This window comes from Cyclobacterium xiamenense (assembly GCF_900109255.1).
Classification (GTDB): domain Bacteria; phylum Bacteroidota; class Bacteroidia; order Cytophagales; family Cyclobacteriaceae; genus Cyclobacterium; species Cyclobacterium xiamenense.
Map to the genome: position 1 here is coordinate 32,158 of NZ_FNZH01000014.1, position 25,398 is coordinate 57,555.

At 50.7% G+C, this 25,398-nt stretch carries 22 protein-coding genes; 19 read left to right on the forward strand and 3 right to left on the reverse strand.

The annotated features are described in order from the left end of the window. Window positions 1-11: 11 nt before the first annotated feature. The 3 genes from BMW71_RS22560 (at window position 12) to BMW71_RS22570 (ending at window position 3,250) form a co-directional block, all read left to right on the forward strand. Entirely contained in the window at window positions 12-1,046 is a 1,035-nt protein-coding gene (locus tag BMW71_RS22560) for a PorP/SprF family type IX secretion system membrane protein (RefSeq protein ID WP_262485684.1), read from the forward strand. A 12-nt stretch (window positions 1,047-1,058) separates the two neighbouring features. Beyond that, window positions 1,059-2,288, forward strand: a complete 1,230-nt coding sequence (locus tag BMW71_RS22565) for a M48 family metallopeptidase (protein WP_092178806.1) — start codon at window positions 1,059-1,061, stop codon at window positions 2,286-2,288. A gap of 170 nt (window positions 2,289-2,458) precedes the next feature. Further along, the gene (locus tag BMW71_RS22570; protein ID WP_092178807.1) at window positions 2,459-3,250 is read left to right on the forward strand and encodes a phytanoyl-CoA dioxygenase family protein; all 792 of its coding nucleotides are present in this window, start codon (window positions 2,459-2,461) and stop codon (window positions 3,248-3,250) included. On the opposite strand, the gene BMW71_RS22575 is transcribed toward BMW71_RS22570, so the two are convergent. Beyond that, complete coding sequence (locus BMW71_RS22575) at window positions 3,245-4,303, reverse strand: NAD(P)H-dependent glycerol-3-phosphate dehydrogenase (RefSeq protein ID WP_394333708.1); 1,059 nt, start codon at window positions 4,301-4,303, stop codon at window positions 3,245-3,247. The two genes, BMW71_RS22570 and BMW71_RS22575, sit on opposite strands and share 6 nt — an antisense overlap. After that, window positions 4,281-5,975, reverse strand: a complete 1,695-nt coding sequence (locus BMW71_RS22580; RefSeq protein WP_092178827.1) for a 1-acyl-sn-glycerol-3-phosphate acyltransferase — start codon at window positions 5,973-5,975, stop codon at window positions 4,281-4,283. The genes BMW71_RS22575 and BMW71_RS22580 overlap by 23 nt, the downstream gene beginning before the upstream one ends. 119 nt (window positions 5,976-6,094) lie before the next feature. Here BMW71_RS22580 and BMW71_RS22585 point away from each other — a divergent pair, with 119 nt between their 5' ends. From BMW71_RS22585 to ftsZ, 14 genes are all read left to right on the forward strand, one after another. Then, window positions 6,095-7,069 carry a polyprenyl synthetase family protein gene (locus BMW71_RS22585; RefSeq protein WP_092178809.1) on the forward strand — a complete coding sequence of 325 codons (975 nt, stop codon included), beginning with the start codon at window positions 6,095-6,097 and terminating at the stop codon, window positions 7,067-7,069. A gap of 317 nt (window positions 7,070-7,386) precedes the next feature. Next, window positions 7,387-7,836, forward strand: coding sequence for a division/cell wall cluster transcriptional repressor MraZ (mraZ, locus tag BMW71_RS22590; protein ID WP_092178810.1), 450 nt, complete (start codon window positions 7,387-7,389; stop codon window positions 7,834-7,836). Next, entirely contained in the window at window positions 7,829-8,740 is a 912-nt protein-coding gene (gene rsmH, locus BMW71_RS22595; RefSeq protein WP_092178811.1) for a 16S rRNA (cytosine(1402)-N(4))-methyltransferase RsmH, read from the forward strand. Before mraZ ends, rsmH begins: the two co-directional genes overlap by 8 nt. Further along, entirely contained in the window at window positions 8,737-9,117 is a 381-nt protein-coding gene (locus BMW71_RS22600) for an FtsL-like putative cell division protein (protein ID WP_092178812.1), read from the forward strand. The genes rsmH and BMW71_RS22600 overlap by 4 nt, the downstream gene beginning before the upstream one ends. Further along, the gene (locus BMW71_RS22605) at window positions 9,114-11,222 is read left to right on the forward strand and encodes a penicillin-binding protein (protein ID WP_092178813.1); all 2,109 of its coding nucleotides are present in this window, start codon (window positions 9,114-9,116) and stop codon (window positions 11,220-11,222) included. The genes BMW71_RS22600 and BMW71_RS22605 overlap by 4 nt, the downstream gene beginning before the upstream one ends. Beyond that, entirely contained in the window at window positions 11,219-12,685 is a 1,467-nt protein-coding gene (locus tag BMW71_RS22610; RefSeq protein ID WP_092178814.1) for a UDP-N-acetylmuramoyl-L-alanyl-D-glutamate--2,6-diaminopimelate ligase, read from the forward strand. The genes BMW71_RS22605 and BMW71_RS22610 overlap by 4 nt, the downstream gene beginning before the upstream one ends. 1 nt (window position 12,686) lies before the next feature. After that, window positions 12,687-13,898 (forward strand): phospho-N-acetylmuramoyl-pentapeptide-transferase, encoded by a 1,212-nt coding sequence (mraY, locus tag BMW71_RS22615; protein ID WP_092178815.1) that lies wholly within the window; start codon window positions 12,687-12,689, stop codon window positions 13,896-13,898. Further along, window positions 13,899-15,260, forward strand: coding sequence for a UDP-N-acetylmuramoyl-L-alanine--D-glutamate ligase (murD, locus tag BMW71_RS22620; RefSeq protein WP_092178816.1), 1,362 nt, complete (start codon window positions 13,899-13,901; stop codon window positions 15,258-15,260). Further along, window positions 15,247-16,416, forward strand: coding sequence for an FtsW/RodA/SpoVE family cell cycle protein (locus BMW71_RS22625; RefSeq protein WP_092178817.1), 1,170 nt, complete (start codon window positions 15,247-15,249; stop codon window positions 16,414-16,416). The genes murD and BMW71_RS22625 overlap by 14 nt, the downstream gene beginning before the upstream one ends. A gap of 4 nt (window positions 16,417-16,420) precedes the next feature. After that, window positions 16,421-17,533, forward strand: a complete 1,113-nt coding sequence (gene murG, locus BMW71_RS22630; protein WP_244891284.1) for an undecaprenyldiphospho-muramoylpentapeptide beta-N-acetylglucosaminyltransferase — start codon at window positions 16,421-16,423, stop codon at window positions 17,531-17,533. Beyond that, window positions 17,530-18,933: a UDP-N-acetylmuramate--L-alanine ligase gene (gene murC, locus BMW71_RS22635; RefSeq protein WP_092178818.1), complete on the forward strand. Its 1,404-nt coding sequence runs from the start codon at window positions 17,530-17,532 to the stop codon at window positions 18,931-18,933. Before murG ends, murC begins: the two co-directional genes overlap by 4 nt. Then, window positions 18,920-19,687 carry a cell division protein FtsQ/DivIB gene (locus BMW71_RS22640; protein ID WP_092178819.1) on the forward strand — a complete coding sequence of 256 codons (768 nt, stop codon included), beginning with the start codon at window positions 18,920-18,922 and terminating at the stop codon, window positions 19,685-19,687. Before murC ends, BMW71_RS22640 begins: the two co-directional genes overlap by 14 nt. A gap of 11 nt (window positions 19,688-19,698) precedes the next feature. Continuing rightward, the gene (gene ftsA / locus BMW71_RS22645; protein WP_092178820.1) at window positions 19,699-21,015 is read left to right on the forward strand and encodes a cell division protein FtsA; all 1,317 of its coding nucleotides are present in this window, start codon (window positions 19,699-19,701) and stop codon (window positions 21,013-21,015) included. 46 nt (window positions 21,016-21,061) lie between these two features. Continuing rightward, window positions 21,062-22,684, forward strand: a complete 1,623-nt coding sequence (ftsZ, locus tag BMW71_RS22650) for a cell division protein FtsZ (protein WP_092178821.1) — start codon at window positions 21,062-21,064, stop codon at window positions 22,682-22,684. Window positions 22,685-22,686: 2 nt separating this feature from the next. On the opposite strand, the gene BMW71_RS22655 is transcribed toward ftsZ, so the two are convergent. After that, window positions 22,687-23,211, reverse strand: a complete 525-nt coding sequence (locus BMW71_RS22655) for an NADPH-dependent FMN reductase (RefSeq protein ID WP_092178822.1) — start codon at window positions 23,209-23,211, stop codon at window positions 22,687-22,689. Window positions 23,212-23,329: 118 nt separating this feature from the next. Here BMW71_RS22655 and BMW71_RS22660 point away from each other — a divergent pair, with 118 nt between their 5' ends. Further along, on the forward strand, window positions 23,330-24,175 hold the full coding sequence (locus BMW71_RS22660) for a purine-nucleoside phosphorylase (protein ID WP_092178823.1): 846 nt from the start codon (window positions 23,330-23,332) through the stop codon (window positions 24,173-24,175). Window positions 24,176-24,235: 60 nt separating this feature from the next. Beyond that, on the forward strand, window positions 24,236-24,523 hold the full coding sequence (locus BMW71_RS22665; protein ID WP_092178824.1) for a hypothetical protein: 288 nt from the start codon (window positions 24,236-24,238) through the stop codon (window positions 24,521-24,523). Window positions 24,524-25,398 lie beyond the last annotated feature (875 nt).

Here is a 25,398-nt window from a genome sequence, read left to right on the forward strand (position 1 = left end):
TTCAGTCACAAATAAATTCAGTTTTTTTAACCCTGTCCGCCATGTGCCTTGCGAGCACTTGCTTCGGTCAGGATCCGCAATACAGTCAATATTACGCGGCACCGCTTTATTTGAACCCTGCCTTTGCAGGTTCTGAACTGGCAACCCGGGTAGGTGTAAACTACCGAAATCAATGGCCCGGATTGGATGCCACATTTTCGACGTTTTCTGCCTATGGGGACACCTTTTTAGAAGAATACAATACCGGCGTTGGCTTTTTGGTAACCAACGACACCGAAGGGGCGGCAGGCCTGCAGTCCACCCACGTTTCCGGAATGCTTTCCTACGAACTCAAACTCGCCGATAACCTCTACGTACGGCCCGGGTTCCAGGCAAGTTACATGCGCCGGGATATTGGGTTTTACGAAAACCTGGTTTTTGCGAACCAAATCAACCCCACGGATCCCTTTGGACCCTTGTTGCCGGGCAACGACCTGCAGGGATTTGGCGAGCCCGTAAACCTGCTTTCTCTGTCTTTTGGTGGGCTGGTTTTCACCGAAGACTTTTGGTTTGGCTTATCCACCCATCACGTAAACCAACCCAATCAAAGTTTTATTGAAGAGGGAATCAGCAGACTTCCCATCAAATATTCGATTCATACGGGCTACCGGATTTCTCTGGGAAGAGGTGCTCCAAAACGGGATTTTACCCATACCTACCGCCAACGGTATTTTACGCCTACCATCAATTACAAACGACAGGGACCTTTTGAACAATTGGATGTAGGCGCTTATGTATACCTCGAACCCATCGTATTCGGACTCTGGTACCGGGGACTTCCCTACAAACCGGTAGAAAACCAAAGCAATCGGGACGCCCTGGTGCTCATGGCGGGCTTTAACCTGCCTTCTGGGTTAAACATCGGCTATAGTTTTGACTATACCGTTTCTCAGTTAGGAATTCAGTCCGGAGGAGCGCACGAAATCAGTATTTCCTATATTTTCCCTCCCAGCAATCCCGGAGCTCCACGAAAGCGAGACACCATTTTACCCTGTCCCAAATTTTGATACGCGCGTAGCATGGATCAGGAACTCATCAAGTACTTCCTTTTGGGAGTCGTAAGCCTCTCCTTTATTTTCGAAAAATCGGTCAATTTTCTTAACGCCACCCGAAAAACCGGCCGCATTCCGGCTACACTTGATCAATACCTGGAAGAAGGTAAGTTACAGGAAAGTAAACGCTACCAGAAAACAAACTATTACTTCGGCCTGATTTCCGGCAGTTTCACCTTTGTCATTACCCTGCTCTTTATCGGTTTCGGTTTTTTCGGATGGCTGGATGAATGGCTGCGTCAATTTGGGTTCGCTCCCCTGGCTTTGTCCGTGGTTTATTTTGGCGTTTTGTTTATTGGGTCGGATTTGCTCTCCCTTCCGTTCGACTACTACCATACGTTCAAAATCGAAGCAGACTATGGGTTCAATAATTCCACAGTCCGGACCTTTTTTGCCGATAAAATCAAGGGTTACCTCCTGTCCATACCGGTTGGCGGGGGCTTGCTTCTGGTGCTACTCTGGTTGATCCTGGAAATCGGAAGCGATTTCTGGTGGATATTCTGGATGATTTCGGCCCTGTTTATCGTTTTGGTCAATCAATTTTATTCCGGACTGATCCTTCCCTTGTTCAACAAACTGACCCCACTCGAAGCGGGAGAACTGAAACGTACCATTTTGGGCTATGCCCAATCGGTGGGCTTTTCCCTGGAAAATGTGTTTATCATGGACGGTAGTAAACGTTCCACGAAAGCCAACGCCTTCTTTTCGGGCTTTGGGAAACGCAAAAAGGTGGTCCTATACGACACTTTGCTGGAACAGCATACCCCGGATGAGGTTGTAGCCGTTTTGGCACACGAAATCGGCCACTACAAAAAAGGACACATAACCCTGGGCGTAATGGCAGGGATCCTGCAAACAGGAATTATTCTTTACATCCTTTCGCTTTTTGTCTTTAACGAACAGATCAGCTTAGCCTTGGGTGGCGATCAATTGTCCATACACCTGAATATCATTGGTTTTACCATGCTTTTCTCCCCCATTTCGCTGATTCTGGGGATGGCTACCAACTATTTTAGTCGTAAACACGAATTTGAAGCCGATGCCTTTGCCAAAAGCACCTATTCCGGCAAACCACTGGCGGAGGCATTGAAGACCCTTTCCGTAAAAAACCTTTCGGATATCAACCCCCATCCGCTCTTTGTTTTTGTGAATTACTCCCACCCTCCCCTACTCAGCCGATTAAAAAGATTGGAGTAACCGGCTTGTTTTTTTACCTCTAGCCCGTATCTTTAATTTGTGAAACAACCCCCTGAAAAAGGCCGACTGATACGCCATTTCTCCCTCTTTTCCCAGCGTAAATCGACTACCGCATGGGGTAAAGCAGGGTAAATGATCAGAGAGAATACGACGAAAACAGCCAAAACACAATGATACAAGACCCCCTTTCACAACTAGGCGTACACGCAGATTTACTCACCGACTCCGAAAAAGACTTTCTTCGTACCCAGGGATACCTCAACCTGGGCAAACTCCTTTCCGATGAAACCGTGGAAATCCTACGGAATAAAATCGAGGAATTGCTGCAGCAGGAAGGCGATCGGGCCGGGATAGAACTGGAAGAATCTCCGAATATCCGGCATCCCAAAGATCCCGGTTCCGTTCGTCTGGGTGACCTGGTGAACAAAGGGCCCGAATTTGATTGCTTCTACACCCAGCCCAAAGTACTTGCTGCGATTTCCTTTGTTTTGGGAAATTCCTTCAAACTGTCTTCCCTTAATTTCCGGGCCGCCCTCCCAGGCGCCGGCTTGCAAAAACTGCACGCCGACTGGCCAGAAGCCGTGAAAAGCGACGATTTTAAAGTCTGTAACTCCATCTGGCTACTGGATGATTTCCATGCAGAAAATGGTGCCACGCGGGTGGTGCCAGGAACACACCTGAAATCCAAATTGCCTCAGGATGAAATGGAAAACCCCATGGATGCACACCCGGACGAAATAATTATCCAAGCGCCTGCGGGTTCGGTGGTGATATTCAATTCCCATACCTGGCATGGCGGCACCACCAACCGTACTTCCGTACCTCGGCGAGCGATCCACAGCTATTTTTGTCGAAGGGACCAGGTGCAGCAAATCAACCAAGCTCAGTACTTCCGGGAAGCCACCCGAAACCGAATCAGCCCGGCGGCGCTGCAGCTGCTCGGAATTTCGGAACACTCATAAAAAATCAATGTCGGTATAGCTCGGGTACTTCATCAGGTATTGCAGTGCGGTTTCTACTTTGAAATTTTCAAAAAGTACTTTGTACAAATTTTCGGTGATGGGCGCCCGCATGCCGGTAGACTCCAGGTAGCGCTTGACCAACTTGACGGTATTGATGCCTTCGGCTACTTCTTCCATATCGGCAACAATATCGGGTAGCTTCTCCCCTTCTGCAAGACGGTAACCCAGCGTGTAGTTTCGGGATAAGGTGGAATTACAGGTAGTAACCAGGTCGCCGATCCCAGCCAGACCCAAAAACGACTTGGTACAGCCACCCATGGCAGTGCCCAAATGGATCAGTTCGACCATGCCGCGTGAGACCAGCAAGCCTTTGGCATTGTCCCCCAAACCCAACCCGGACAAGGCACCCGCCGCAATGGCGATGATGTTTTTCAACACCCCGGAAAGCTCTACCCCTACGATATCGGAATTTCCGTACACTTGAAAATTATCCGAGCGAAGCAGGCGCTGCCCTTCCAGAACCACCTCTTCGTACCGGCTAGCCACCACGGTTGCGCCCGGCTGGTGCTCTAGCAGTTCCGTTGCCAGGTTGGGACCGGCCAGGCAGCCGATTCGTTCCACGACGGTTTCCTGTAGAATCACCTCACTCATGGTGCAAATATTTTCCCGCTTTAGTTGAGAGATGTTTTCCAAGTTTTTGCCTTCGGACAGATTCAGCGACAAGCCCTTTGTGCCGTGGATTAAAAAATGGTAGGGATGAAGAAAAGGTGCAAACTGCACCATTACCTCCCGAAAAGCCGAGGAGGGTATCATCGGAAACATTACCTCGCAGGCCTCGCAAAGCAATTCCGGGTCTGTCGTGGCACGTATTTTACTCGCCAATTGCCGGTTTTTGACCCGGTGGGTTTTGTTAATGGCCTCCACTACCGCCTCGTCCCGGGCATACACCAAAACCTCGTTTTTCTCTGCCAGCAGATTCGCAATGGCTGCCCCAAAACTTCCTATACCAATTACACCTATGGGTCGGGTTTTAAATGATTTTGTCCAATTCATATCCATCCAGTCGGTTATGGTAATAGTACAATAAACTGATATCCTCGGTCACGACATGCCCCTGCTCGGTCCGGATCAGGGGCCTTTTTGCGTGGTACATCCCCACATTTTCCAGTCCGTGCCGGATGATCTCTTCCAGCGGCATTTCCAGGTGAGGGGCCATGTGTAATTTTCCCTCCGCCCGCAGTTGCCGGATCCCATCCAGAACTTCTCCACAGGCGTCATTGAACGTTTCATACGACAGGTGAATGTCTTCCTCCGGAACCCGCAGCAGGCTAAACAAATCCAACTTGCTATTGGCCCGTTTGATTAGTCGAAATGCGGTAAATGCTACCAGGTGACTGCTAAACACCCGGTTGATTTTATGAAATTCCTCCACGATACGGGTGCCCAATTTCTTGGTGTATTCCTCCTCGCGCTGCAGGTCTACGGTCACCTTGCCATTGCTTACAAAATAATCCCTGCAGTCGATAGACCGGCCATGTCTATCCCGACTGTTGCCCTGTTCGTCCACGTAGTTTCCAAGTATGTCCATCGCTCTTCCTATAGAAACCGAGATGTCGGACCCTTTGGTAAAAAACTTGACCAGAAATTTTGAAATCTTATACGAGGTGGAAAACTCGTCCGATTCGCTGTAATACCGTTCCTGCCCCGTATGGTTCAGGTAATCCCGGATTAAACCCGGCGCCTCGAGCACAAAATGGTAATTGATCGTGACCGGCACGATGAAGACCTTTCCGGGATTGTCGGGATTGTTTTGAAAATTTGCCCGTTGGGCTTCGATGGCGGTGCTAAGCAGGCCCAGTTTCAATTTCGATTCAATGTTTCCACTTCTGGAGCGTGTGCCACCCGGAAAAAACAAACTATGGCAACCAAACTGTATCGCTTCCCGGGAATAGGTTTTGAGTGTTTCCAGGTAGACCTGATTTTTCTTTCGCCGATCCACTTTGTAGGCCCCCAGGGCGTTCATAAAGTACGCGAAAATCTGGATATTGAATAAATTAAGCCCCGCTCCATAAATAAACGGAGGAAGCCCCAGGGTACTGATGGTCCAGCCAATCAGGATGCTGTCCAGGTTGCTAAAATGGGTTGGCACCATCACAATGGTACCTTTCGATGCAAGGTCCCGCAACTGATCGGTCTCTCCGATAATCTGTATTTTGTCTTGCAGGCTGTATTGGTTACTAAAAATCGATTTAAACCCTTTTACCCGCGCGGTATTCAGCAGCCGTGAAAAGCCAAAAGTAACGATCCTTCGGGTCATTTTATAATGGCTGTGCTTAAAATTACTGGCAATCTCCTCCGAATACCGCTGGGTAATGGCTGTCAAAATCGCCAGGTACCGTTCCTTTTTTTCGGCCTCGGTAAGTTTCTGATCCACACCCACGGACAATAGCGAGGTTTTCACACCGGCCCAAAAGGAAGCCTCGTCATCGGGATCCACCAGCCAGGGGTTTTGTTTGATCCGCATTCGCTCCCGATACAGGGTGATTTCCAATTCTTCTTTGAGTGCAGGTACCTGATTACCCGTCAGGTTTTTAATTTTTTCATTGCTGGACGCTACTACTTGTTGAATGAACTCTTTTCTGCTTTTGCTCAGCCTCACCACAGGCCATTCGTCTTTTTCTGGCAAAATGGGGGCGTATTGATGCTTGATGTAGTCGTCGGTCAAGGGAATGTCTTTTGTTTGCTCAAAGATAACCAAAAATAAAATTCATTAAACAGAATAATCAATTGGGCGGTTTTGTCAATGGTGGAATAGGTTGTAATATTGCACCATCCAAAACACAAATGAAGCAGGATTTACAGCAGATACAAGCCCCCATAGCCAGCGAAATGGCTGACTTTGAGAAAAAATTCCGCTCCTTCATGCAGAGTAAGGTCAAATTGCTTGACCACATCACCCAATACATCGTCCGGAGAAAAGGCAAACAAATGCGCCCCATGTTTGTCTTTCTGAGTTCAGGCGTAAGCGGAGGCATCACCGAAGCTTCCTACCGGGGCGCCGCATTGATCGAGCTTCTTCATACCGCCACCCTGGTGCACGATGACGTGGTGGATGATGCCAACTACCGCAGGGGCTTCTTTTCGATCAATGCCCTTTGGAAAAACAAAATCGCGGTTTTGGTGGGCGACTACCTGCTCTCCAGGGGATTGCTGCTAAGTGTGGAAAACGACGATTTTGACCTGCTGAAAATCGTCTCCAATGCCGTACGGGAAATGAGCGAAGGAGAGCTCCTACAAATCTCCAAAGCACGGAAACTCGATATTACCGAGGATGTCTACTACACCATCATCCGCCAAAAAACCGCCAGCCTGATCTCCTCCTGCTGCGCAGTAGGTGCTGCTACTGCCGGCGCTACGACAGAAGCTACGGAAAAAATGCGGCTCTTCGGTGAAAAAGTAGGCATGGCCTTCCAAATCAAAGACGATTTGTTCGACTACGGCGAAGACGTAGTAGGCAAGCCGGTTGGCATTGACATCAAGGAAAAGAAAATGACCCTCCCATTGATTTATGCCCTCAATCAGGCCTCCTGGCTGGAAAAGAAAAAAATCATCCACATGATCCGCAACGGCAGCGAAAACAAAAAAACGGTGAACCAAGTCATTGATTTCGTGAAAGCTTCGGGAGGATTGGACTATTCCCAAACGATCATGAACAATTTTTACGAGGAAGCCCTGGCCATTTTGGCGGATTTTCCGGAATCGCCCTACAAGTCCTCCCTTTCAGCGCTGGTAACCTATACCATCGCCCGAAAAAAATAAGCAAATTAATTTTCTGAAAATTCCCTGGGAATTTCTCCCACTTCATTTTCGCTACGCCACTTCTCGAATTGCATTTCCCCGAATCCTATCGGCAAAAAAGCCATTTTAAATGGGACTGAAGCCTGGTTTTAGGCGTTTTAGTAACTGGTTTATAGCCGTTTGTACACCAGCCCTCTCCATATAATTTTTTGCTAAAAAAATTGTCTTTGTAGTTTGTTTTGGATACTTTTATAGCAATGTGGTAAAAAGTGGGGCAAAGTGGTATAAAGTGTTTGGCTATTTGCTACTTTTGTATCCACGAATCAGGAAGTACGGATATGGCATCTTTCACCGGTGAATTTGAGTGTAAACTGGATGCCAAGGGCAGGTTGGTTTTACCTTCGAAAATGAAGGCATCCCTTCCTGAATCCTTGGGTCAGGAGATGATGCTGCGCAAAGGTCTGGAGCCCTGCCTGGAGTTGATTCCCATGGTGGAGGTCCGAAAAGACCATAGCAAACTGGCCAGTCTGGACGATACCGATGAGGAAGTCAGGATATTTAAACGATCCTTTTTCCGGAGGGAATCGCCCGTGGAGTTGGATAGTGCGGGCAGGTTTCTGCTTCCCAAAAACATGCTTCGGCACGCGCAGCTCGAGAAAGATGCGGTGCTCATTGGGATTGGGACCAAAATAGAAATCTGGAACCCGGACCTTCACGAGGAGTATGCTGCCAACGAAGAGCAGGTGTACAAAGCGTTAAACAGAAAATTTTTAGGAAAGCATGTCTGACTCGGTATACCATATTCCCGTAATGCGTGAGGCCTGCCTTTCCGGATTGGCAATCGATCCCAATGGGATTTACGTGGACCTGACGTATGGAGGAGGCGGTCATGCCAATGAGCTCCTCAACCGGTTGGAAAATGGGCATTTGTATGCCTTTGACCAGGATCCCGACGCCGAAAAAAACGCACCCAAGGATCCGCGCTTTACCTTCATCCAGGCAAATTTCCGGGATGTAAAGCGGTATTTGAAGCTCTATGGGGTGGAACAAGTAGACGGTATATTGGCTGATTTAGGGATTTCCTCCCACCAGATCGACGAGCCGTCACGGGGGTTTTCGACCCGGTTCGAAGGCCCACTTGACATGCGAATGAGTCGGTCCGGCGACCTCACGGCCGCAACCGTCCTGAACACCTATCCGGAAAACGAACTGCAGCGGCTACTGGGCATCTACGGGGAAGTGAAAAATGCAAAAACATTGGCCCGGGCAATCGTATCCTTCCGGGCAAACAGTCCTTTTGAGGGAAGTGCCGAATTCAAACGCCTGCTCGACCACTACGCCCCCCGAGGAAAATACGCAAAGTATGCCGCACAGGTGTACCAGGCACTGCGAATCGAAGTAAATCAGGAATTGGCCGCCCTGGAGGAAATGCTGCTGCAAAGCATGGACCTGTTGAAACCAGGGGGTCGCCTGGTGGTAATGAGTTACCATTCGCTGGAAGACCGCCTGGTAAAAAATATCATGACCAAAGGAAAATTGCACGGGGAACTCGAAAAAGACTTCTACGGAAACCCGATTCGCCCCCTGGAGCCGGTCAGCAGAAAAGCCATCGTTGCGGATCCGGAAGAAATCGAACGCAACAAACGGGCGCGAAGTGCCCGATTACGAATCGCCGAAAAAACACAGCCATGAGAAAAAACAGTTTCCGAAAACCAATCAAGCCCGTTGGAAAGGTGAAAAAATCCTGGTTGAATCCGTTTGCGTTTATGGAGCAAAAATTGGATATCAGCGGACTACTGGGCGAACAGGTGCCCGTAAAACTGGTGCCTCCTTTTCTATATGCTGCCTTTCTGGCCATGCTCTACATCTGGAGCAATCACCAGGCGGAGAATACCATCCGGAAAATTGAACGGACCCAGCAGGAAGTGGAAGATCTTCGGGCCGATGTCACCACACTGGAGGCGGAATACATGTTTTCCAGCAAGCAATCCGAGGTTGCCAAAAAAATCCAACCCCTGGGTTTGGTTGAATTAGAAGAACCACCACAACGAATCGTTTTAGAGAAGTGAACATTAAAAAATCCATATTGCTCCGGGTCCGGCTTGCCTTTCTGGCAGTCACTGTAATCGCCGGTGCTATTTTTTACAGGATAGGTACCATTCAGCTGGTCGAAGGCGATAAGTGGCGCCAGCTCTCCGAAGACATTCATTTGCAATACCGGCCCGTAAAGGCGACCCGTGGCAATATCTACAGCGCGGATGGGAGCCTTCTTGCCACCAGTTTGCCCTTTTACCGGGTAGCCATGGATCCATCCATCGTCTCCGGTGCCAAACTCAAATCCAGCGTGGATTCCCTGGCCAACTTGCTTTCGGGCTTTTACCGGGACCGATCGGCCGCGAGCTATAAGCGCATGATACTGGACGCCCGAAACGACGGGAAGAAATACCTGATTCTCAACCGAAAGCAAATCGGCTACCAGGAAAAATTGAAGATGATGACCTGGCCCATCTTCCGGGAAGGCCGAATGGGCGGGGGCGTTTTATTCGAAAAAATCGACAAGCGCTACCGGCCGTTCAAAAACCTGGCTGGTAGAACCGTGGGATTCCTAAACGAAGACCAGTACGGCGTTGGACTGGAATACAGTTTCAACAACTACCTGGAGGGAAGAAATGGGGAAGCGATGTTTCAGAAAATTGCCGGCGGGAGTTGGAAACCCCTGCACGATGCAGAAGACATCAAACCCACAGATGGCTACGATATCGTCAGCACCTTGGATGTAAACATACAAGACCTGGCTGAGTCGGCCCTGCTCCGCCAGCTCATGAACAAGGACGCTGCCTACGGTTCCGTGATTGTCATGGAGGTAGCCACCGGCCATATCAAGGCAATCGCTAACCTGCAAAAAAACAAAAATGGGTACGGATACGGCGAATACTACAATTATGCCGTGGGTGAACAGGGACTTACCGAACCGGGATCCACCTTCAAGCTGCTGTCCATGATGGCTCTTCTGGAAGAAGGGAAAATAAATTTAACCGACACTATCGACACCGGAAACGGCCGATTTAAGTTTTACGACCGCTTTATGCGAGATGTAAAAAACGGAGGGTATGGAAAAATAACCGTTCGGGAAGCCTTTGAAAAATCCTCCAATGTGGGCATATCGAAAATGGTCAACGAGCATTTTGGCCACCAGCCCCACCGGTTTATGGAATACATCTCTCGCGTCAGGCTGGACCAGCCCCTGGGCTTTCAAATCAAGGGAGAAGGACTACCCTATTTCAAAAATCCGGACGACAAAAACTGGTACGGAACCACCCTGCCCTGGATGTCCATCGGCTACGAACTAAAAATCACTCCGCTGCAAACCCTGGCCTTGTACAACGCAGTGGCCAATGGAGGAACCCTGGTCAAACCCATGATCGTGCAGCAAATATCGAGAGGAAATGCGGTCGAAGTCCGCTTCCGAACCGAGACCTTGCAAAAAAAGATCGCCTCCGAAAAAACGCTGTCCCAACTCCGAAGCCTCTTAACGGGAGTGGTGGATAACGGGACGGCCAAAAATATCAAAACAAGCACCTACGGCATTGCCGGGAAGACGGGAACTGCGCAAAAATTAGAAAACGGACGGTATACCCAGACCTATTATACCTCTTTCGTTGGTTATTTTCCCGCCGACCGTCCCAAGTACAGTGCCATTGTCGTAATCGATAGTCCCAAAGGATTCAACGCCTACGGCGGAGATATCTCGGCACCGGTATTCCGGGAAATTGCGGACAAACTGTACGCACAAGACATGAGCGTACAGGTAGGCAGCGGGGCGCACCGGGAAATACCCAAAATTGACCGATCTGAATTTCCCTACATCCGTGCCGGAAACGTGGAGGAATTGCAAATGATTTGCAATAGCATGGGTATCTCCAACCACTATTCCGGAAACGAAACCTGGGTTACATCCAAGGTTTCGAACCGCTCCATCCAATGGGTGAGCAATGCAGTAGAAAAACCGGTCATTCCAGACGTGACGGGCATGAGTCTGCGGGATGCGCTGTATGTCCTCGAAAACAAGGGGCTTCGGGTGCAGCATTCGGGCAAAGGAAGGGTTAGTTCCCAATCCCTGCCCGCAGGAAGCGGTATTAACAGGGATCAGATCATTAAACTTACGCTACGTTGAGCAAACCATTAAAAGATATCGTATACAAGGTTTCGTTGGTGTCTACGAAAGGCGCCATGGATGTACCCATTTCCCGCATCGCGTTTGATAGCCGAGAGGTTGGGGAAGGCGTCGTTTTCGTTGCCATACCCGGCACGCAGGTGGACGGGCATGCGTATATCGAAAAGGCGTTGGACAACGGTGCATCGGCCATTGTATGCGAACAGCTTCCGGAAAGGCTCGAGGAGGGAATCACCTACGTGCAGGTAATCAACGCCGCCAGGTCCCTGGGATTGATGGCAGCAAATTTTTACGGAAACCCCTCCGAGAAACTCACGCTGGTGGCCGTCACCGGCACCAACGGAAAAACCACAACCGTTACCCTTTTGCACCAATTGTTTTCCGAACTGGGCTATGCCACCGGACTCCTATCTACGGTAGAAAACCGAATCAAAGACCAGGTACTTGCATCCAGCCATACCACGCCCGACGTATTGGCGATCAACGAATTGCTGGTGAAAATGCTGGAAAATGGCTGTACGCATTGTTTTATGGAAGCCAGTTCCCATGCCATTGTTCAGGAACGCACTGCGGGACTGAAATTTGCGGGCGCCTTGTTTTCAAACATTTCACACGACCACCTGGATTATCACGGAGATTTTGATTCGTACATCAAGGCAAAGAAAAAACTGTTTGACGAACTGCCAAAAGACGCCTTTGCGCTGATCAACGCGGATGACAAACGGGGGCGGGTCATGCTCCAGAACTGCCGTGCCAGGCCCTTTACCTTTGGCCTGAAATACCCAGCAGATTTTAAAGCAAAAATTTTGGCCAACTCCCTGCACGGGCTCGAACTGGATTTTGAGGGCAAACAGGTTTGGTTCCGACTGATTGGCGAATTCAACGCCTACAACTTGTTGGGCGTGCTTGGAATCGCCCTGCTGCTGGACGAAGAAGAAGAGGAAGTACTGCGCCAATTATCCAAACTGAAGGGAGCGGTCGGCCGCTTTGATCAGGTCGTATATGGAGGTATCACCGCCATCGTCGATTACGCGCATACCCCGGATGCCCTGGAAAATGTACTCAAAACCATACAAAAACTACGAACCGGTGGGGAAACCCTGATTACCCTGGTGGGCTGCGGGGGAAACCGGGACCGGAGCAAGCGGCCCCTGATGGCCAAAATTGCCTGCAACCTGAGTGACCGGGTGATTTTTACCTCGGACAATCCCCGGGACGAAGACCCGATGGAAATCATTCGGGAAATGGAAGGTGGGATAAACCCCGTCGACCAGAAAAAGACACTCAGCTTAGCCGACCGAAGATCGGCCATCAAGACCGCCTGCAGCCTGGCCAAAAAAGGGGACATCCTGTTGATCGCGGGTAAAGGGCACGAAACCTACCAGGAAATACAAGGGGTCAAACATCCCTTTGACGATAAAAAAGTTGTGAAGGAATTTTTGGAACTGTTACACAAGGAATAGGATGCTGTACCACATTTTTGATTATATCGACCAAACCTACGATTTCCCCGGTGCAGGGGTATTTCGCTACATTTCTTTTCGGGCGGGCATGGCGGCCTTGTTTTCCCTGCTGATTACCATTACCCTTGGCAAAGGAATCATTGATTGGATCCGAAAAAAGTCAATCGGGGAAACCGTCCGGGAATTGGGCCTGCAGGGCCAACTGGAGAAAAAAGGAACCCCGACCATGGGAGGATTGATGATCATGGCGGCCATCGTACTGCCCACCTTGCTATTTGCCAATATCTACAACATCTACATCATCCTGCTGCTGGTGACTACCCTGTGGCTGGGCGGCATTGGCTTTTTGGACGATTACATCAAGGTATTCCGGAAAAACAAAGAAGGACTGGCCGGCTGGTTTAAGATAATCGGACAGGTATCCATCGGGATTATTGTCGGCGTGACCCTGTACTTTCACGAGGACGTGGTCATTCGGGAATTTCAGGATACGGTCTCCATTGCCGAAGGTGTGGTGGCAACGCCCGCCTTCCAGGACGTGAAATCCATGAAAACCACCATTCCTTTCCTGAAAAATAACGAATTGAACTACGACGTGGTTTTTGGTTTCCTGGGAGAAAATTTCACCCCCCTATTTTACGTACTGCTCGTGATATTTGTGGTAACGGCCGTTTCCAACGGTGCGAACATCACCGACGGCATTGACGGGTTGGCGGCCGGTACCTCGGCCATCATCGGACTTACCATCGCGATTTATGCCTACATCAGCGGCAACGCTATCTTTTCCCAGTACTTAAACGTCCTGTTTATCCCAAATTCCGGTGAATTGGTGATCTTCTGTGCCGCATTTGTAGGGGCTTGTGTGGGATTCCTTTGGTACAATTCCTACCCCGCCCAGGTATTTATGGGTGACACGGGCAGCCTGATGATCGGGGGAGTGATTGCGGTACTGTCCCTTACCCTTAGAAAGGAACTCCTATTGCCCGTGCTTTGCGGCATTTTCCTGATCGAATTACTTTCCGTGATCATTCAGGTGGGGTATTTCAAATATACCCGGCGGAAATACGGCGAAGGAAAGCGCGTCTTTCTTATGTCTCCGCTGCATCACCATTACCAAAAAAAGAACATACCCGAAGCAAAAATAACGGTGCGATTTTGGATACTGGGAATCTTGTTTGCCATACTGGCATTGGCTACACTTAAACTGCGATAAATGAAGAAGACGGTCGTGATAGGATCCGGAGAAAGCGGTTTTGGAGCCGCGCTTCTTGCCCAAATGCAAGGGCATCGGGTATTCGTGTCCGATGCCGGAGCAATCGCTGCGGAAAAGAAAGCCGTTTTCCGGGAGAAGGGCATTGCCTTTGAAGAAGGAACGCATACGGTTGCGGAGCTATTAACTGCCGATACGGTAGTCAAAAGTCCGGGAATCCCCTATGCCAATCCCATCATCGTGCAGCTGAAAGCGGCAGGTATTCCGGTGATAGACGAGCTGGAATTCGCCTACGGCTATTCCCGGGGAAAGGTAATTGCCATTACCGGTACCAATGGAAAAACCACCACCACCCTGCTCACCTATCATTTGTTGCGATCGGCAGGCCTGAATGTGGGGTTGGGTGGCAATGTGGGGCAAAGCTGGGCGCTGCAGCTCTGCGAAGGCGATCGGGATTGGTGGGTCCTGGAAGTAAGTAGTTTTCAGATAGAAGGCCTGGTTACGTTCCGTCCCCGCATCGCGGTGTTGCTAAACATTACCCCGGATCACCTGGATCGGTATTCCAACGACCTTTCGCTCTATGCGGCCACCAAAGTACAACTAAGCAATACGATGCAGCCGGAAGACCACTTGATCTACTACGATTCCGATGCAAACATACGCCAGGCGCTGGCCCGCAAGAAAAGCCAGCCCGGGGAACTGCCCTACGGTCTGGAGGCCCGTCCTGCGCGCAGGGCCCATGTGGCTGCAGGAAAACTACAGGTAACAACCGATGCGGGCGATTGGTATTGGCCGATTGAGGACATGGCCCTGAAGGGTACCCACAACCTGGCCAATTCCCTGGCAGCCGTGCTGGCCGCCACCACGGCCGGGGTACCGGCAAACACCCTGGGACCGGCCCTCAAAACCTTTGTGAACGCGGCCCACCGAATGGAGTGGGTGGCAGCCATCAACGGCATTCAATTTGTAAACGATAGCAAAGGCACCAACGTGGATGCTACGGCATTTGCGCTGGAGGCCTACAATACTCCGCTCATCTGGATTGCCGGCGGGGTGGATAAGGGAAACGACTATTCCCAGCTCGATACGCTGGTGCAGGGACGTGTACAGGTACTCATCTGCCTGGGCCGAGATAACGAAAAGCTAAAATCGAACTTTGGCGGAAAAATACCGGAGATTCTGGAAACCCAGGATATCCATCAAGCCCTTCGCTGGGCCCTGGAAAAGGGAACTCCCGGATCCTTGGTCCTGCTGTCTCCGGCCTGTGCAAGCTTTGACCTGTTTAAAAATTACGAGGACCGTGGCAACCAATTCAAGGAAGCCGTGAAGCAACTAAAAACAGCAATTGAAAATGGCGAAAGTTAAAATCTGGCTTGAAGAAAACCTAAAAGGAGACCCCATTATCTGGGCGATCGTGCTATTGCTGGCCATGATCAGCATTCTGGCGGTCTATTCGGCTACCGGCTCCATTGCCTACCGGAAAATGGGCGGCAATACGGAGATCTACCTGTTCAAGCACAGTGCGCTGATTCTAGGCAGCCTGGTGGTCATGTGGGGCGTACATACCATTCCCTATAAGTATTTCTCCAAACTGAGTCTGTTTGCCTTGTGGATCAGCGTTCCCATGCTGTTGGTCACCTATGCTTTTGGCGCCACGAAAAACGAGGCCAACCGCTGGCTGACCATTCCAATCATTAACCAGTCATTCCAGCCCTCCGACCTGGCCAAATTGGCTTTAATTGCCGCCGTGGCTGGGATGCTGGCAAAAAGACAACGAAAAATAGCGGATATCAAAGGGACGTTTATCCCGATCATCATCTGGATTGGGATCATTTGCCTGCTCATTGCCTTGGCCAATATGTCCACAGCCGTGATGCTATTGGCAACCTGCCTCTTGCTCATGTTCATCGGCAGGGTCCCAGTGAAATACCTCATGGTCGTTGGCATGGTGGGGGCACTTGTATTGTCCTCCGCCATCCTGATGGGACAGCGGGGTGATGTTTTCTTTTACCGGATCGAAAAATTCATGAACGACGATCCTGGCGAGATACCCTTTCAGGCCAAGCACTCCTACATGGCCATTGCAACCGGTGGGATCACCGGCAAAGGACCCGGGAAAAGCGAACAACGAAACATTCTACCCCATCCCTACTCGGATTTCATTTACGCCATCATCATCGAAGAATACGGCATGGTGGGCGGAGGCTTTGTACTCTTTCTGTACCTGGCGCTGCTGTACCGCGGCATGCGGGTAGTGGCCATTTCCACCCGGCCTTTCGGTGGCTTGCTTTCGGCAGGCCTGAGTTTTTCCCTGGTGATTCAGGCCATGATCAATATGGGAGTAGCCGTGGGACTGGTCCCCATCACCGGATTGCCCTTGCCCATGGTCAGCATGGGGGGGACATCCTTGATTTTCACGGGAATTTCCCTGGGGATCATCCTGAGTGTGAGCCGGGGTGACCACGAAGATGCCTTCGTGGGAGAAGAAAAATCGGTCAAAAACCTGGTAAAAGTCGCATAATCGATTGAAAAAGAACGGAGAGACATATCGCATCATCATCAGTGGAGGGGGCACCGGAGGCCATATCTATCCGGCCATAGCCATCGCGAAGGCCTGGAACGAGCGGTTTCCGGAAAGTGAAGTGCTGTTTGTCGGTGCCGAAGGAAAGATGGAAATGCAGAAAGTTCCGGAAGCCGGGTATCCCATCGAGGGATTGCGGATCGCCGGCCTGCAACGCCGCTTTACGCTTGAAAACCTCAGCTTTCCATTTAAGGTATTGGACAGTCTCCAAAAGGCCCGAAAACTGGTCAAAAATTTTAAGCCCCACCTGGTGGTTGGTGTGGGTGGCTATGCCAGCGGCCCGGTACTCTTTGCCGCCCAACGAAAGGGCCTTCCTACGCTGATACAGGAGCAAAATAGCTATGCCGGTCTAACGAATCGCTTGCTGGCGAAAAAAGCCACGGCCATCTGCGTGGCCTATCCGCAAATGGAGCGCTATTTTCCCAAAGAAAAAATACAGTATACCGGAAATCCGGTGCGAAAAGACATCTTGGATTTAACCGGAAAAAAAGAAGCCGCATGGAAAAAATTTAACCTGCAGCCCGACAAGCCCGTGGTCTTATCCATTGGGGGAAGTCTTGGCGCCCGCACACTCAACGAAGCAATGCTGGAAAGCATGCATGGGTTCGAAGCAAAGGGATACCAGGTACTGTGGCAAACCGGCTCGTACTATTTCCAGAAGGTAAGCCAGCAGGTTCGGGACTCCGGGTTGCAGCACATTCATCCCCAGGAATTCATCAAGGACATGGACCTGGCCTATGCGGCCGCTGATCTGGTCATTTCCAGGTCCGGAGCACTTTCGGTTTCCGAACTGAGCCTGGTCGGCAAACCGGTGATTTTCGTTCCCTCGCCAAACGTGGCGGAAGACCACCAGACCAAAAACGCCATGGCCGTAGTAACGCAAGGTGGCGCCTTGCTGCTAACGGATTCGATGGCGGTTCGGGAACTGGAGTCCCTGGTACATGCCTTGCTTCAGGATCCGGAAAAACAGCAATCCCTTTCGGAAGCCATCAAAAAACTATCGAAACCAAACGCCGCAGTAGAAATCGTAGGCGTGATGGAAAATCTGGTACAATGAACGTAAAAAACCTACATAGCGTCTATTTTCTCGGCATTGGGGGCATTGGCATGAGTGCCATCGCCCGGTGGTTTGCCCATATTGGGGTACCTGTTTTTGGCTACGACAAGACCCCCTCTCCCCTTACGGAGACCCTCGAAAGCGAAGGGATGCACGTCAGCTATCGGGATGATCCCGATCAGATCCCCGCTGCCTTCCTGCAAACGGATACGAAAAAGACCCTGGTGATCTGGACGCCCGCTGTTCCGCAGAGCAGCGCGCTTTTCCGCTTTTTCACCGATCAGGGATACACACTGATGAAACGTTCCGCTGTGTTGGGCCTGATAACCAAGTCCATGGAAACCGTGGCTGTTGCAGGTACGCATGGCAAAACGACGACCTCCTCGATGATTGCCCATCTGCTGAAAAACGCCGGCCACAATACAGCGGCCTTTTTGGGCGGCCTTACCCAAAACTACCAAAGCAACCTGATCCTTCACGACGAAGGAAGCAAGGAAGCACCGGTGGTGGTGGTGGAGGCGGATGAATTTGACCGCTCCTTCCTGCAGTTGCATCCGAATGTGAGCATCGTCACCAGCATCGATCCCGACCACCTGGATATCTACGGAGACCCCGACCACTTTCTGGAGGGGTTCCTCGCCTTCATTCGTCTGACCAATCCGACGGGGCAGCTGTTCATTCAGCACCGAGCCTACGAGAAAATTAAAGACCGGGAATACGGCACCGTTCCGGTCCGTACCTATGGCCTGGACACCGGTAGCATCCGGGCAGAAAACATACAGGCGGGTACCATTACGTTTTCGTTTGATTACTGCTCCGAAACCGAGCGAATCGACGACCTGAACCTTCATGTGCCCGGTTTTCACAACATTGAAAATGCCCTGGCTGCCATCGCAGCAGCGCGGTATTTTGGTCTTTCCGAAAACGCGATAAAAGAAGGAATTGCCAGCTACCGGGGGGTTAAACGACGGTTTGAGTTCATTCATTCCGGGGAAACGATCACCTACATCGATGATTACGCCCATCATCCGGAAGAGATTCGGTCCTTTTTGCATTCGGTAAAGGCCATGTATCCCGCAAAAAGGCTTACCGCTGTCTTTCAGCCGCATTTATTTACCCGCACCCGGGATTTTGCCGCCGGGTTTTCGGAGAGCCTCTCGCTTGCGGACGAGGTATTGCTTTTGGACATCTATCCCGCCAGGGAAATGCCCTTGCCAGGCGTGACAGCGGCCATGTTGCTGCCGGCCATCAGCAGCCCGGTGAAAAGGATACTGGAAAAAGAAGCCCTCCTGCCCTACCTGAAGCAACGGCCACCGGAAGTACTGGTGACCATCGGAGCGGGTGATATCGATCGTTTGGTGGAACCTATCGCAAAATGGATAGCCGATGAAAGGACTTAACATAAGAAACGTTAAAAAACCCATCCTCCTAGTACTGGCTGGATTGGTACTATCGGGATTCATTGCCTTTGTCGAGAAGAAGGCGGCATCACGAACCCTATCCGGCCTGGAAATCCACGTCGAAGGGGTCAGTGACGTCTACTTTGTGGAGGAAAAAGAAGTCGCCAGCCTCTTGACCAATGCCTTTCCCGAACTGGAAAAGCAGGGAGCGCTGGGTGCTATTTCCATCAATGCCCTGGAAAAAAAGGTAGAGGCCCATCCTTTTGTAAAGAAAGCGGAGGTCTTTCGTGATTTGAAAGGAACCATCCGGGTCCATGTAAGCCAGCATGTCCCCATGGCACGGATCGTCCGCCCCATGGCAGCAGATGGCTACATCAGCAGCACGGGAAAAATACTGCCCACCTCCTCCAATTACACCAGTCGGGTATTGGTGCTGACCGGAAGACGGGCGGAAGCCTTGCTGAAGCTGGAAGATTTGTCCGCATCGGAACCCGCATTGCTGGACCTGATTCACTTCATCAACGAGGACCCCTTCTGGGCTGCGCAGATCAGTTCGCTCGAGCTGCGGGATAATGGCGACATCGATCTGTACCAACAGGTGGGAAAACAGGTCATTGAATTCGGGAAACCCGAGAACATCGACATGAAATTTAGAAAAATCAAAACCTACTACAAGAAAATCCTCCCGGAAAAAGGATGGAATACGTACGATCGGGTAAATGTAAAATACAAGGATCAAATCATTTGTGAATAACTGTTAGCGCTATGGAAAACGAAAAACTCATTGTAGGACTGGATATAGGTACCACGAAAATCTGTGCGATTATCGGTCGCAAAAACGAATACGGAAAGTTAGAGGTATTGGGTATGGGCAAAGCCGTATCCGACGGGGTGATCCGTGGCATCGTCACCAATATCGACAAAACCGTCAATGCGATCACCAAAGCGGTCAATGAGGCCTCAGAAATGTCAAACGTGGACATCGGAGAGGTGATCGTCGGCATTGCCGGACAGCACATCCGAAGTGCGATTCACCACGGCGTGATCATCCGCAACCCCAAGGACGATGAGATCACCGTGGAGGATGTTCGCCGCCTGGCCAATGACATGGAAAACATCGTGGTTCCACCCGGCAACAGCATCATTCACGTAATGCCGCAAGACTATACCGTGGACTATGAGGAAGGTATCCGGGACCCGGTGGGCATGTCCGGTGCGCGTCTGGAAGCAGATTTTCACATCATCACCGCCCAGTCGGCAGCGATCAACAACATCGACCGCTGCGTAAAACGGGCCAGTCTTCAATCCAAAGCCCTTATCCTGGAACCCCTGGCCAGCTCGCTTTCGGTGCTGAGCGACCTGGACAAGGAGGCAGGCGTCTGCCTGGTGGACATCGGAGGAGGCACCACGGATGTAGCCATTTTTTACGAGAACATCATTCGGCATACGGCAGTGATTCCATTTGGCGGCAATATCATCACCGCCGATATCAAAGAAGGATGCATGGTCATGCACCATCAGGCCGAACTGCTAAAAACCAAATTTGGCAAAGCCATCGCAGAAGAAGCCAATCCAAACGAGATTGTCTCGATTCCGGGCTTGCGTAACCGGCCTCCCAAAGAGATCTCGGTAAAAAACCTGGCCTCTATCATTCAGGCCCGCATGGAAGAAATCATCGAAATGGTCCAATCCGAAATCGCCACCAGTGGGGTTTACAAAAAGCTGGCCGGCGGAATTGTACTGACGGGAGGCGGATCGCTGCTGCACGGGGTGGGGCCCTTGTTTGAGTACCTTACCGGGCTGGATACCCGGATTGGCTACCCCAACGAACACCTGGGCAAATCCAAAATTGACGATGTGAAAAGTCCCATGTACGCCACGACCGTGGGACTGGTACTCGCCGGATTCAAAGCGCTGGATGACCGCGAGGACACCTACCGCCTCAAGGAAACCATGCGCAATCCAGCCGCCAGAAAAGCCTACCGGTCCGAGCAGGTGGGCCGGGATATATTTGGATCCATTACCAAAAAACTGAAAAATTTCATCACCGATGATATCGGCGACGACAACGAAAACTATTGAGCGATTTCGCCCAGCATAAACTATAGCCAAAAAAATAGCATACATCATGAGAGATTATGAATTCGATATTCAAAAAAATCACCGGTCGATCATAAAGGTCATCGGTGTCGGAGGAGGAGGTTCCAATGCAGTGAACCACATGTTTAACCAAGGGATCAAAGACGTGGAGTTTGTGGTGGTCAACACCGACTCACAAGCCTTGAAAAGCAGCCCGGTACCCCTGAAATTGCAGATCGGGGCCCACCTTACCGAAGGGCTGGGTGCCGGCGCCAACCCCGAAAAGGGGAAAAATGCCGCCCTGGAGAGCAAGGAGGAAATCCGAAAACTACTGGAAGACAATACCAAAATGGTGTTTATCACTGCCGGAATGGGCGGAGGTACCGGCACCGGGGCAGCTCCCGTCATCGCAAAAATCGCGAAAGACATGGACATCCTCACCGTGGGCATCGTTACCGCACCGTTCGTATTTGAAGGACGGAAAAAAACCTTTTCCGCTCAGGCAGGAATCGAAGCCCTGCGCGAAAACTGCGATACCGTATTGGTCATCCTCAACGACAAACTTCGGGATATCTACGGCAACCTCCCCATACGCCAGGCGTTTGGTAAGGCAGACAATATCCTGAGTACTGCTGCCAAGTCCATCGCCGAGATCATTACCGAAACCCAGGATGTGAACGTGGACTTTGAGGACGTCAAAACCGTCATGAAAGATGCCGGAGCGGCCGTCATGGGCTCCGCCATGGAAGAGGGCGAGGGCCGGGCCATTAAAGCGGCCGAGAAAGCCATTTCTTCTCCCCTGCTCAACAACGTGGACATCAAAGGCGCCGAAAAAATCCTGCTCTCCATCATGTCGGGAGAAGACGAAGAGCTGTCCATGGACGAGTTGGTGGAGATCACCGAATTCATTCAAGACCGGGCGGGAGACATGGCAGACGTGATCTTCGGTCAGGGTATTGATCCCGATCTGAAAAAAGCCATTCGGGTAACCGTCATTGCCACCGGCTTTCAAACCGATTCCCTCGCGGACAAAACCTTTGCCGAATCCAGGAAAAAAGAAGCAGAGGAAAGCAAAAAAGTGATCCATTTGGAGTCGGGAAAAACCTCAAAGGTGGAGGAAGACGCAAGCAATCCGGGACAAACCGTGACCTTTTCGGTCAAACAACCCCCACAGCCTTCTCCGGATGCCGCCAGAAATGCCTACGATACCCCTCAGGAAGCCCCCTCGGAAAAGAAAACCAACCCGGCAACTTCCAGTGACAAAAGTCAGAAAGAGGAGGAGATGGACGATTTCGAATACGTCGCACGCACCCCCGCTCCGGAAGCAAAAAAGGTACTGACCCTATTCGACCGACCGGAGGAAACCGCGCCCCGGGAAACTCCCAGGGAAAAGGAAGCGCCCAACATGTATCAAAACGACTACTTTGAGCAAATAAAGGAAAAGGCAATGAAGCGGGCACATGACCGGTTCGAAAAACTGCGCCAAATGCGCTCCGTGAATCAGACGCCCGAGGAGTTTAAGGAAAAACTGGAAATTCCGGCGTACCAACGGAAAAACATCAAACTCCACGAAGTACAGCACAGTTCGGAAAGAAACCTTTCCAAATTTAACCTAAACGATGACAACGAGATCATCAGCAACAACCGGTTTCTTCACGACAATGTGGACTGAGCCTAAAAATCGATCAGCGCCCTCGCCTGCTCGTGCAAGAGGCTGATGTATAGCTTATTGGAGAGGTGACCGTCGCTCATGTTTTCCTCGATTTTGGCAAGTTTAATCTTATTGGCCAGTACATGCATTCCCAGGTAATTAAATATATCGGTCAGGTGACTCAGCGCAATGCTGGCACCGCCGATTCCTGAGGAAATGCCAACCAGGGCACATTTCTTTGCCCGGAAACTGTTTGGATACGTCATCCCGTCTATAAAGGACTTTAAAATACCCGGAAAAGACCCGTTGTATTCCGGCACGATGAACACAAACTTGTGCCCGCTTTTTACCCGGTTATGGATGGCGTTGTACGCGCTATTTTTCCCGTTGTTTTCGTAGAGGGCAGTAAACACAAAGTCATCCGGAAGGTCGGTCAGGTGAATGATTTCACTTTCCGCTCCGTTTTGATCCAGTATCTGCTGATACAACTCGGCCATTTTCGCCGATACCGCATTTTTTCGATTCGTGCTTACGATAATCTTAATCATGAAGAATAATTTTTAACTACATAAATACAAACAAGTACCCCATAAAGTTTCCCTTTTATTATATTTGGTTTTAACCGGTAGGCATTGCCTGCCGGCCTCACTGCACCCTTTCTTCACCATGCGCAAAGAACCCTCCATTTCGTATGCCGAAAAAATCACCCATGCGGTGAATTACCTCGCGCCTTTTCTAGACGGTCCTCCCGAAACCGGAATCATTCTGGGTACCGGACTGGGCAGCCTCTTGCAGGATATCGAATCGGTACGGGAAATCCCCTATGCTGACATTCCCTTTTTTCCCGTTTCTACGGTGGAATCCCATCTCGGAAAACTGCTCCTGGGAAAATGGGGCAAACACCCGGTCCTGGCCATGAAAGGACGGTTTCACTACTACGAAGGCTATTCCATGAAAGAGGTGACCTTTCCGATTCGGGTCATGCACAAATTGGGCGTGAAAAACCTGCTGATTTCCAATGCCTCCGGGGGATTACATCCGGTGCAAAAAGTGGGTGACCTGCTCCTTATTGACGATCACATTGACCTCTTTCCGGAAAATCCCCTTCGTGGACCCAACCTGGATGAATTTGGGGAGCGGTTTCCGGACATGAGCGAGCCCTACTGCCCCCGATTGATTGAATGGGCCCTGGAGATTGCGCGGACGAATGGAATCCGGCTGCACCGGGGTACCTATGCCGGCGTGCAGGGACCCAATCTGGAGACCCCGGCCGAGTACCGCTACCTCCGGACCATCGGTGCGGACGCGGTGGGGATGAGCACCGTGCCAGAGGTACAGGTAGCGGTGCATTGCGGCATGAAGGTGGCAGCCCTTTCGGCCATTACCGATCTCGGTACGCCGGGAAATATCCAAAAGATTAGCATTGCCGATGTGCTGCGAGCTGCTGCAAGCGCCGAACCCGCCATGCGGAAAATCCTATCCGGTCTGCTAAATCGCCTGTACCCTACCTGATCGTCCTTCCCGCATTTCCGACCGTCGAAAACCCATGCCCTTGCACCGGTAAAAAAAATTATGCTTTTTATCAGCGGTATTGGGTACGCCATCGCTACCACGGGTGAACCCGTACCGGATGGCCAGGAAAACGCTCCGACCAGGGAAGCAGGAGGCGGGTACGCTTGGGAACGATCCGGTCCGGACGCTGACGGCGCGAACGGGCGTACACCGACGCCAGATAGGTTTTGGAAGATCGAAAAAGCCGGTATTGGCGAAGGGATGCACCGTCCTATGGACAGGCAGGGCCCGGGAAAAGGGCCAGGCAAACCGAACCGCATTGATTCCCCATCAAAACCGCCGTACTGAACCAGGGAAACAAGTCAGGTCCTGTCCCCGGTACGAAAACCGATAGCTGCCGACCGAGATAGCGATCGGACGCGCCGGAACGGACGATAAAAACCGGAGGCACACCATCTAGAAGCGATCTATTCATTTATCAAAAAATCGTGTCCGTATCTTAATAAGCGGCTTTTGGCAGGATTTTTTCTTCCCTATTCCCATTCCTTCCATCGCACGAAAGGCGGCAAAATTGCTACCACCTCGCAAAATATCAATGTAAACAACAATTTATCCATAAAAAAATTTGGATCGTTACAAAAAATTACTAAATTCACTTCCATAAACGGTCAATACTACCGTTGACCGGTTTATTTTCGTTTTCGTTGCTGACATCGTGTTTTGTCAGGGGTCCTTTTTGATACAGACATCTTTAGCGGTTGTAACAAAAAGGTTTTTCAATCAACTTCAACGCCGAAAACTGTTGACAGGAATCAGCTTTTTCCAAAAACAAATCTACCAATTTACCAACCTTTAGGTGTCGTTTCAGTCCCTGGTGACTTTTTGAATGTCGATTACACCGCTGTGCTTAAAGGTTTTCGTTTCATCGAGCTTGTGTCTCCGCTGTAAACAGGAATTTGGCATTTCTACGTGTTTACCCTACGAACGCCTTTTGCGTATGAAACCTTTTTTAAGCGCACCGGAAGGTCTCCCATGCCTTTGGCTGAGAACCCTATCCGCTCCGAAAAAAATCTGGCCCCGCCTGATTTCGGACCACTGCCACACATCCCATGACAAGCCGGCCGACAAAAGCCCGGCCCACCCCAACCGTTCCGCATGGCGCCGCAAAGCAACGGAATCAGCCCCTTCCCAAGCGGAGGGCTCCGGAACCCACACACGGGGAG

What these genes read in the sequence shown, in the direction of transcription:
- BMW71_RS22640 (WP_092178819.1), top strand. Translation starts at nt 18,920, where the DNA reads ATGAAAGGACTTAACATAAGAAACGTTAAAAAACCCATCCTCCTAGTA.
- BMW71_RS22600 (WP_092178812.1), top strand. Translation starts at nt 8,737, where the DNA reads ATGAGAAAAAACAGTTTCCGAAAACCAATCAAGCCCGTTGGAAAGGTG.
- mraY (WP_092178815.1), top strand. Translation starts at nt 12,687, where the DNA reads ATGCTGTACCACATTTTTGATTATATCGACCAAACCTACGATTTCCCC.
- BMW71_RS22570 (WP_092178807.1), top strand. Translation starts at nt 2,459, where the DNA reads ATGATACAAGACCCCCTTTCACAACTAGGCGTACACGCAGATTTACTC.
- BMW71_RS22585 (WP_092178809.1), top strand. Translation starts at nt 6,095, where the DNA reads ATGAAGCAGGATTTACAGCAGATACAAGCCCCCATAGCCAGCGAAATG.
- BMW71_RS22665 (WP_092178824.1), top strand. Translation starts at nt 24,236, where the DNA reads ATGCTTTTTATCAGCGGTATTGGGTACGCCATCGCTACCACGGGTGAA.
- mraZ (WP_092178810.1), top strand. Translation starts at nt 7,387, where the DNA reads ATGGCATCTTTCACCGGTGAATTTGAGTGTAAACTGGATGCCAAGGGC.
- BMW71_RS22660 (WP_092178823.1), top strand. Translation starts at nt 23,330, where the DNA reads ATGCGCAAAGAACCCTCCATTTCGTATGCCGAAAAAATCACCCATGCG.
- ftsZ (WP_092178821.1), top strand. Translation starts at nt 21,062, where the DNA reads ATGAGAGATTATGAATTCGATATTCAAAAAAATCACCGGTCGATCATA.
- rsmH (WP_092178811.1), top strand. Translation starts at nt 7,829, where the DNA reads ATGTCTGACTCGGTATACCATATTCCCGTAATGCGTGAGGCCTGCCTT.
- BMW71_RS22655 (WP_092178822.1), bottom strand. Translation starts at nt 23,211, where the DNA reads ATGATTAAGATTATCGTAAGCACGAATCGAAAAAATGCGGTATCGGCG.
- BMW71_RS22625 (WP_092178817.1), top strand. Translation starts at nt 15,247, where the DNA reads ATGGCGAAAGTTAAAATCTGGCTTGAAGAAAACCTAAAAGGAGACCCC.
- ftsA (WP_092178820.1), top strand. Translation starts at nt 19,699, where the DNA reads ATGGAAAACGAAAAACTCATTGTAGGACTGGATATAGGTACCACGAAA.
- murC (WP_092178818.1), top strand. Translation starts at nt 17,530, where the DNA reads ATGAACGTAAAAAACCTACATAGCGTCTATTTTCTCGGCATTGGGGGC.
- BMW71_RS22565 (WP_092178806.1), top strand. Translation starts at nt 1,059, where the DNA reads ATGGATCAGGAACTCATCAAGTACTTCCTTTTGGGAGTCGTAAGCCTC.
- BMW71_RS22575 (WP_394333708.1), bottom strand. Translation starts at nt 4,303, where the DNA reads ATGAATTGGACAAAATCATTTAAAACCCGACCCATAGGTGTAATTGGT.
- murD (WP_092178816.1), top strand. Translation starts at nt 13,899, where the DNA reads ATGAAGAAGACGGTCGTGATAGGATCCGGAGAAAGCGGTTTTGGAGCC.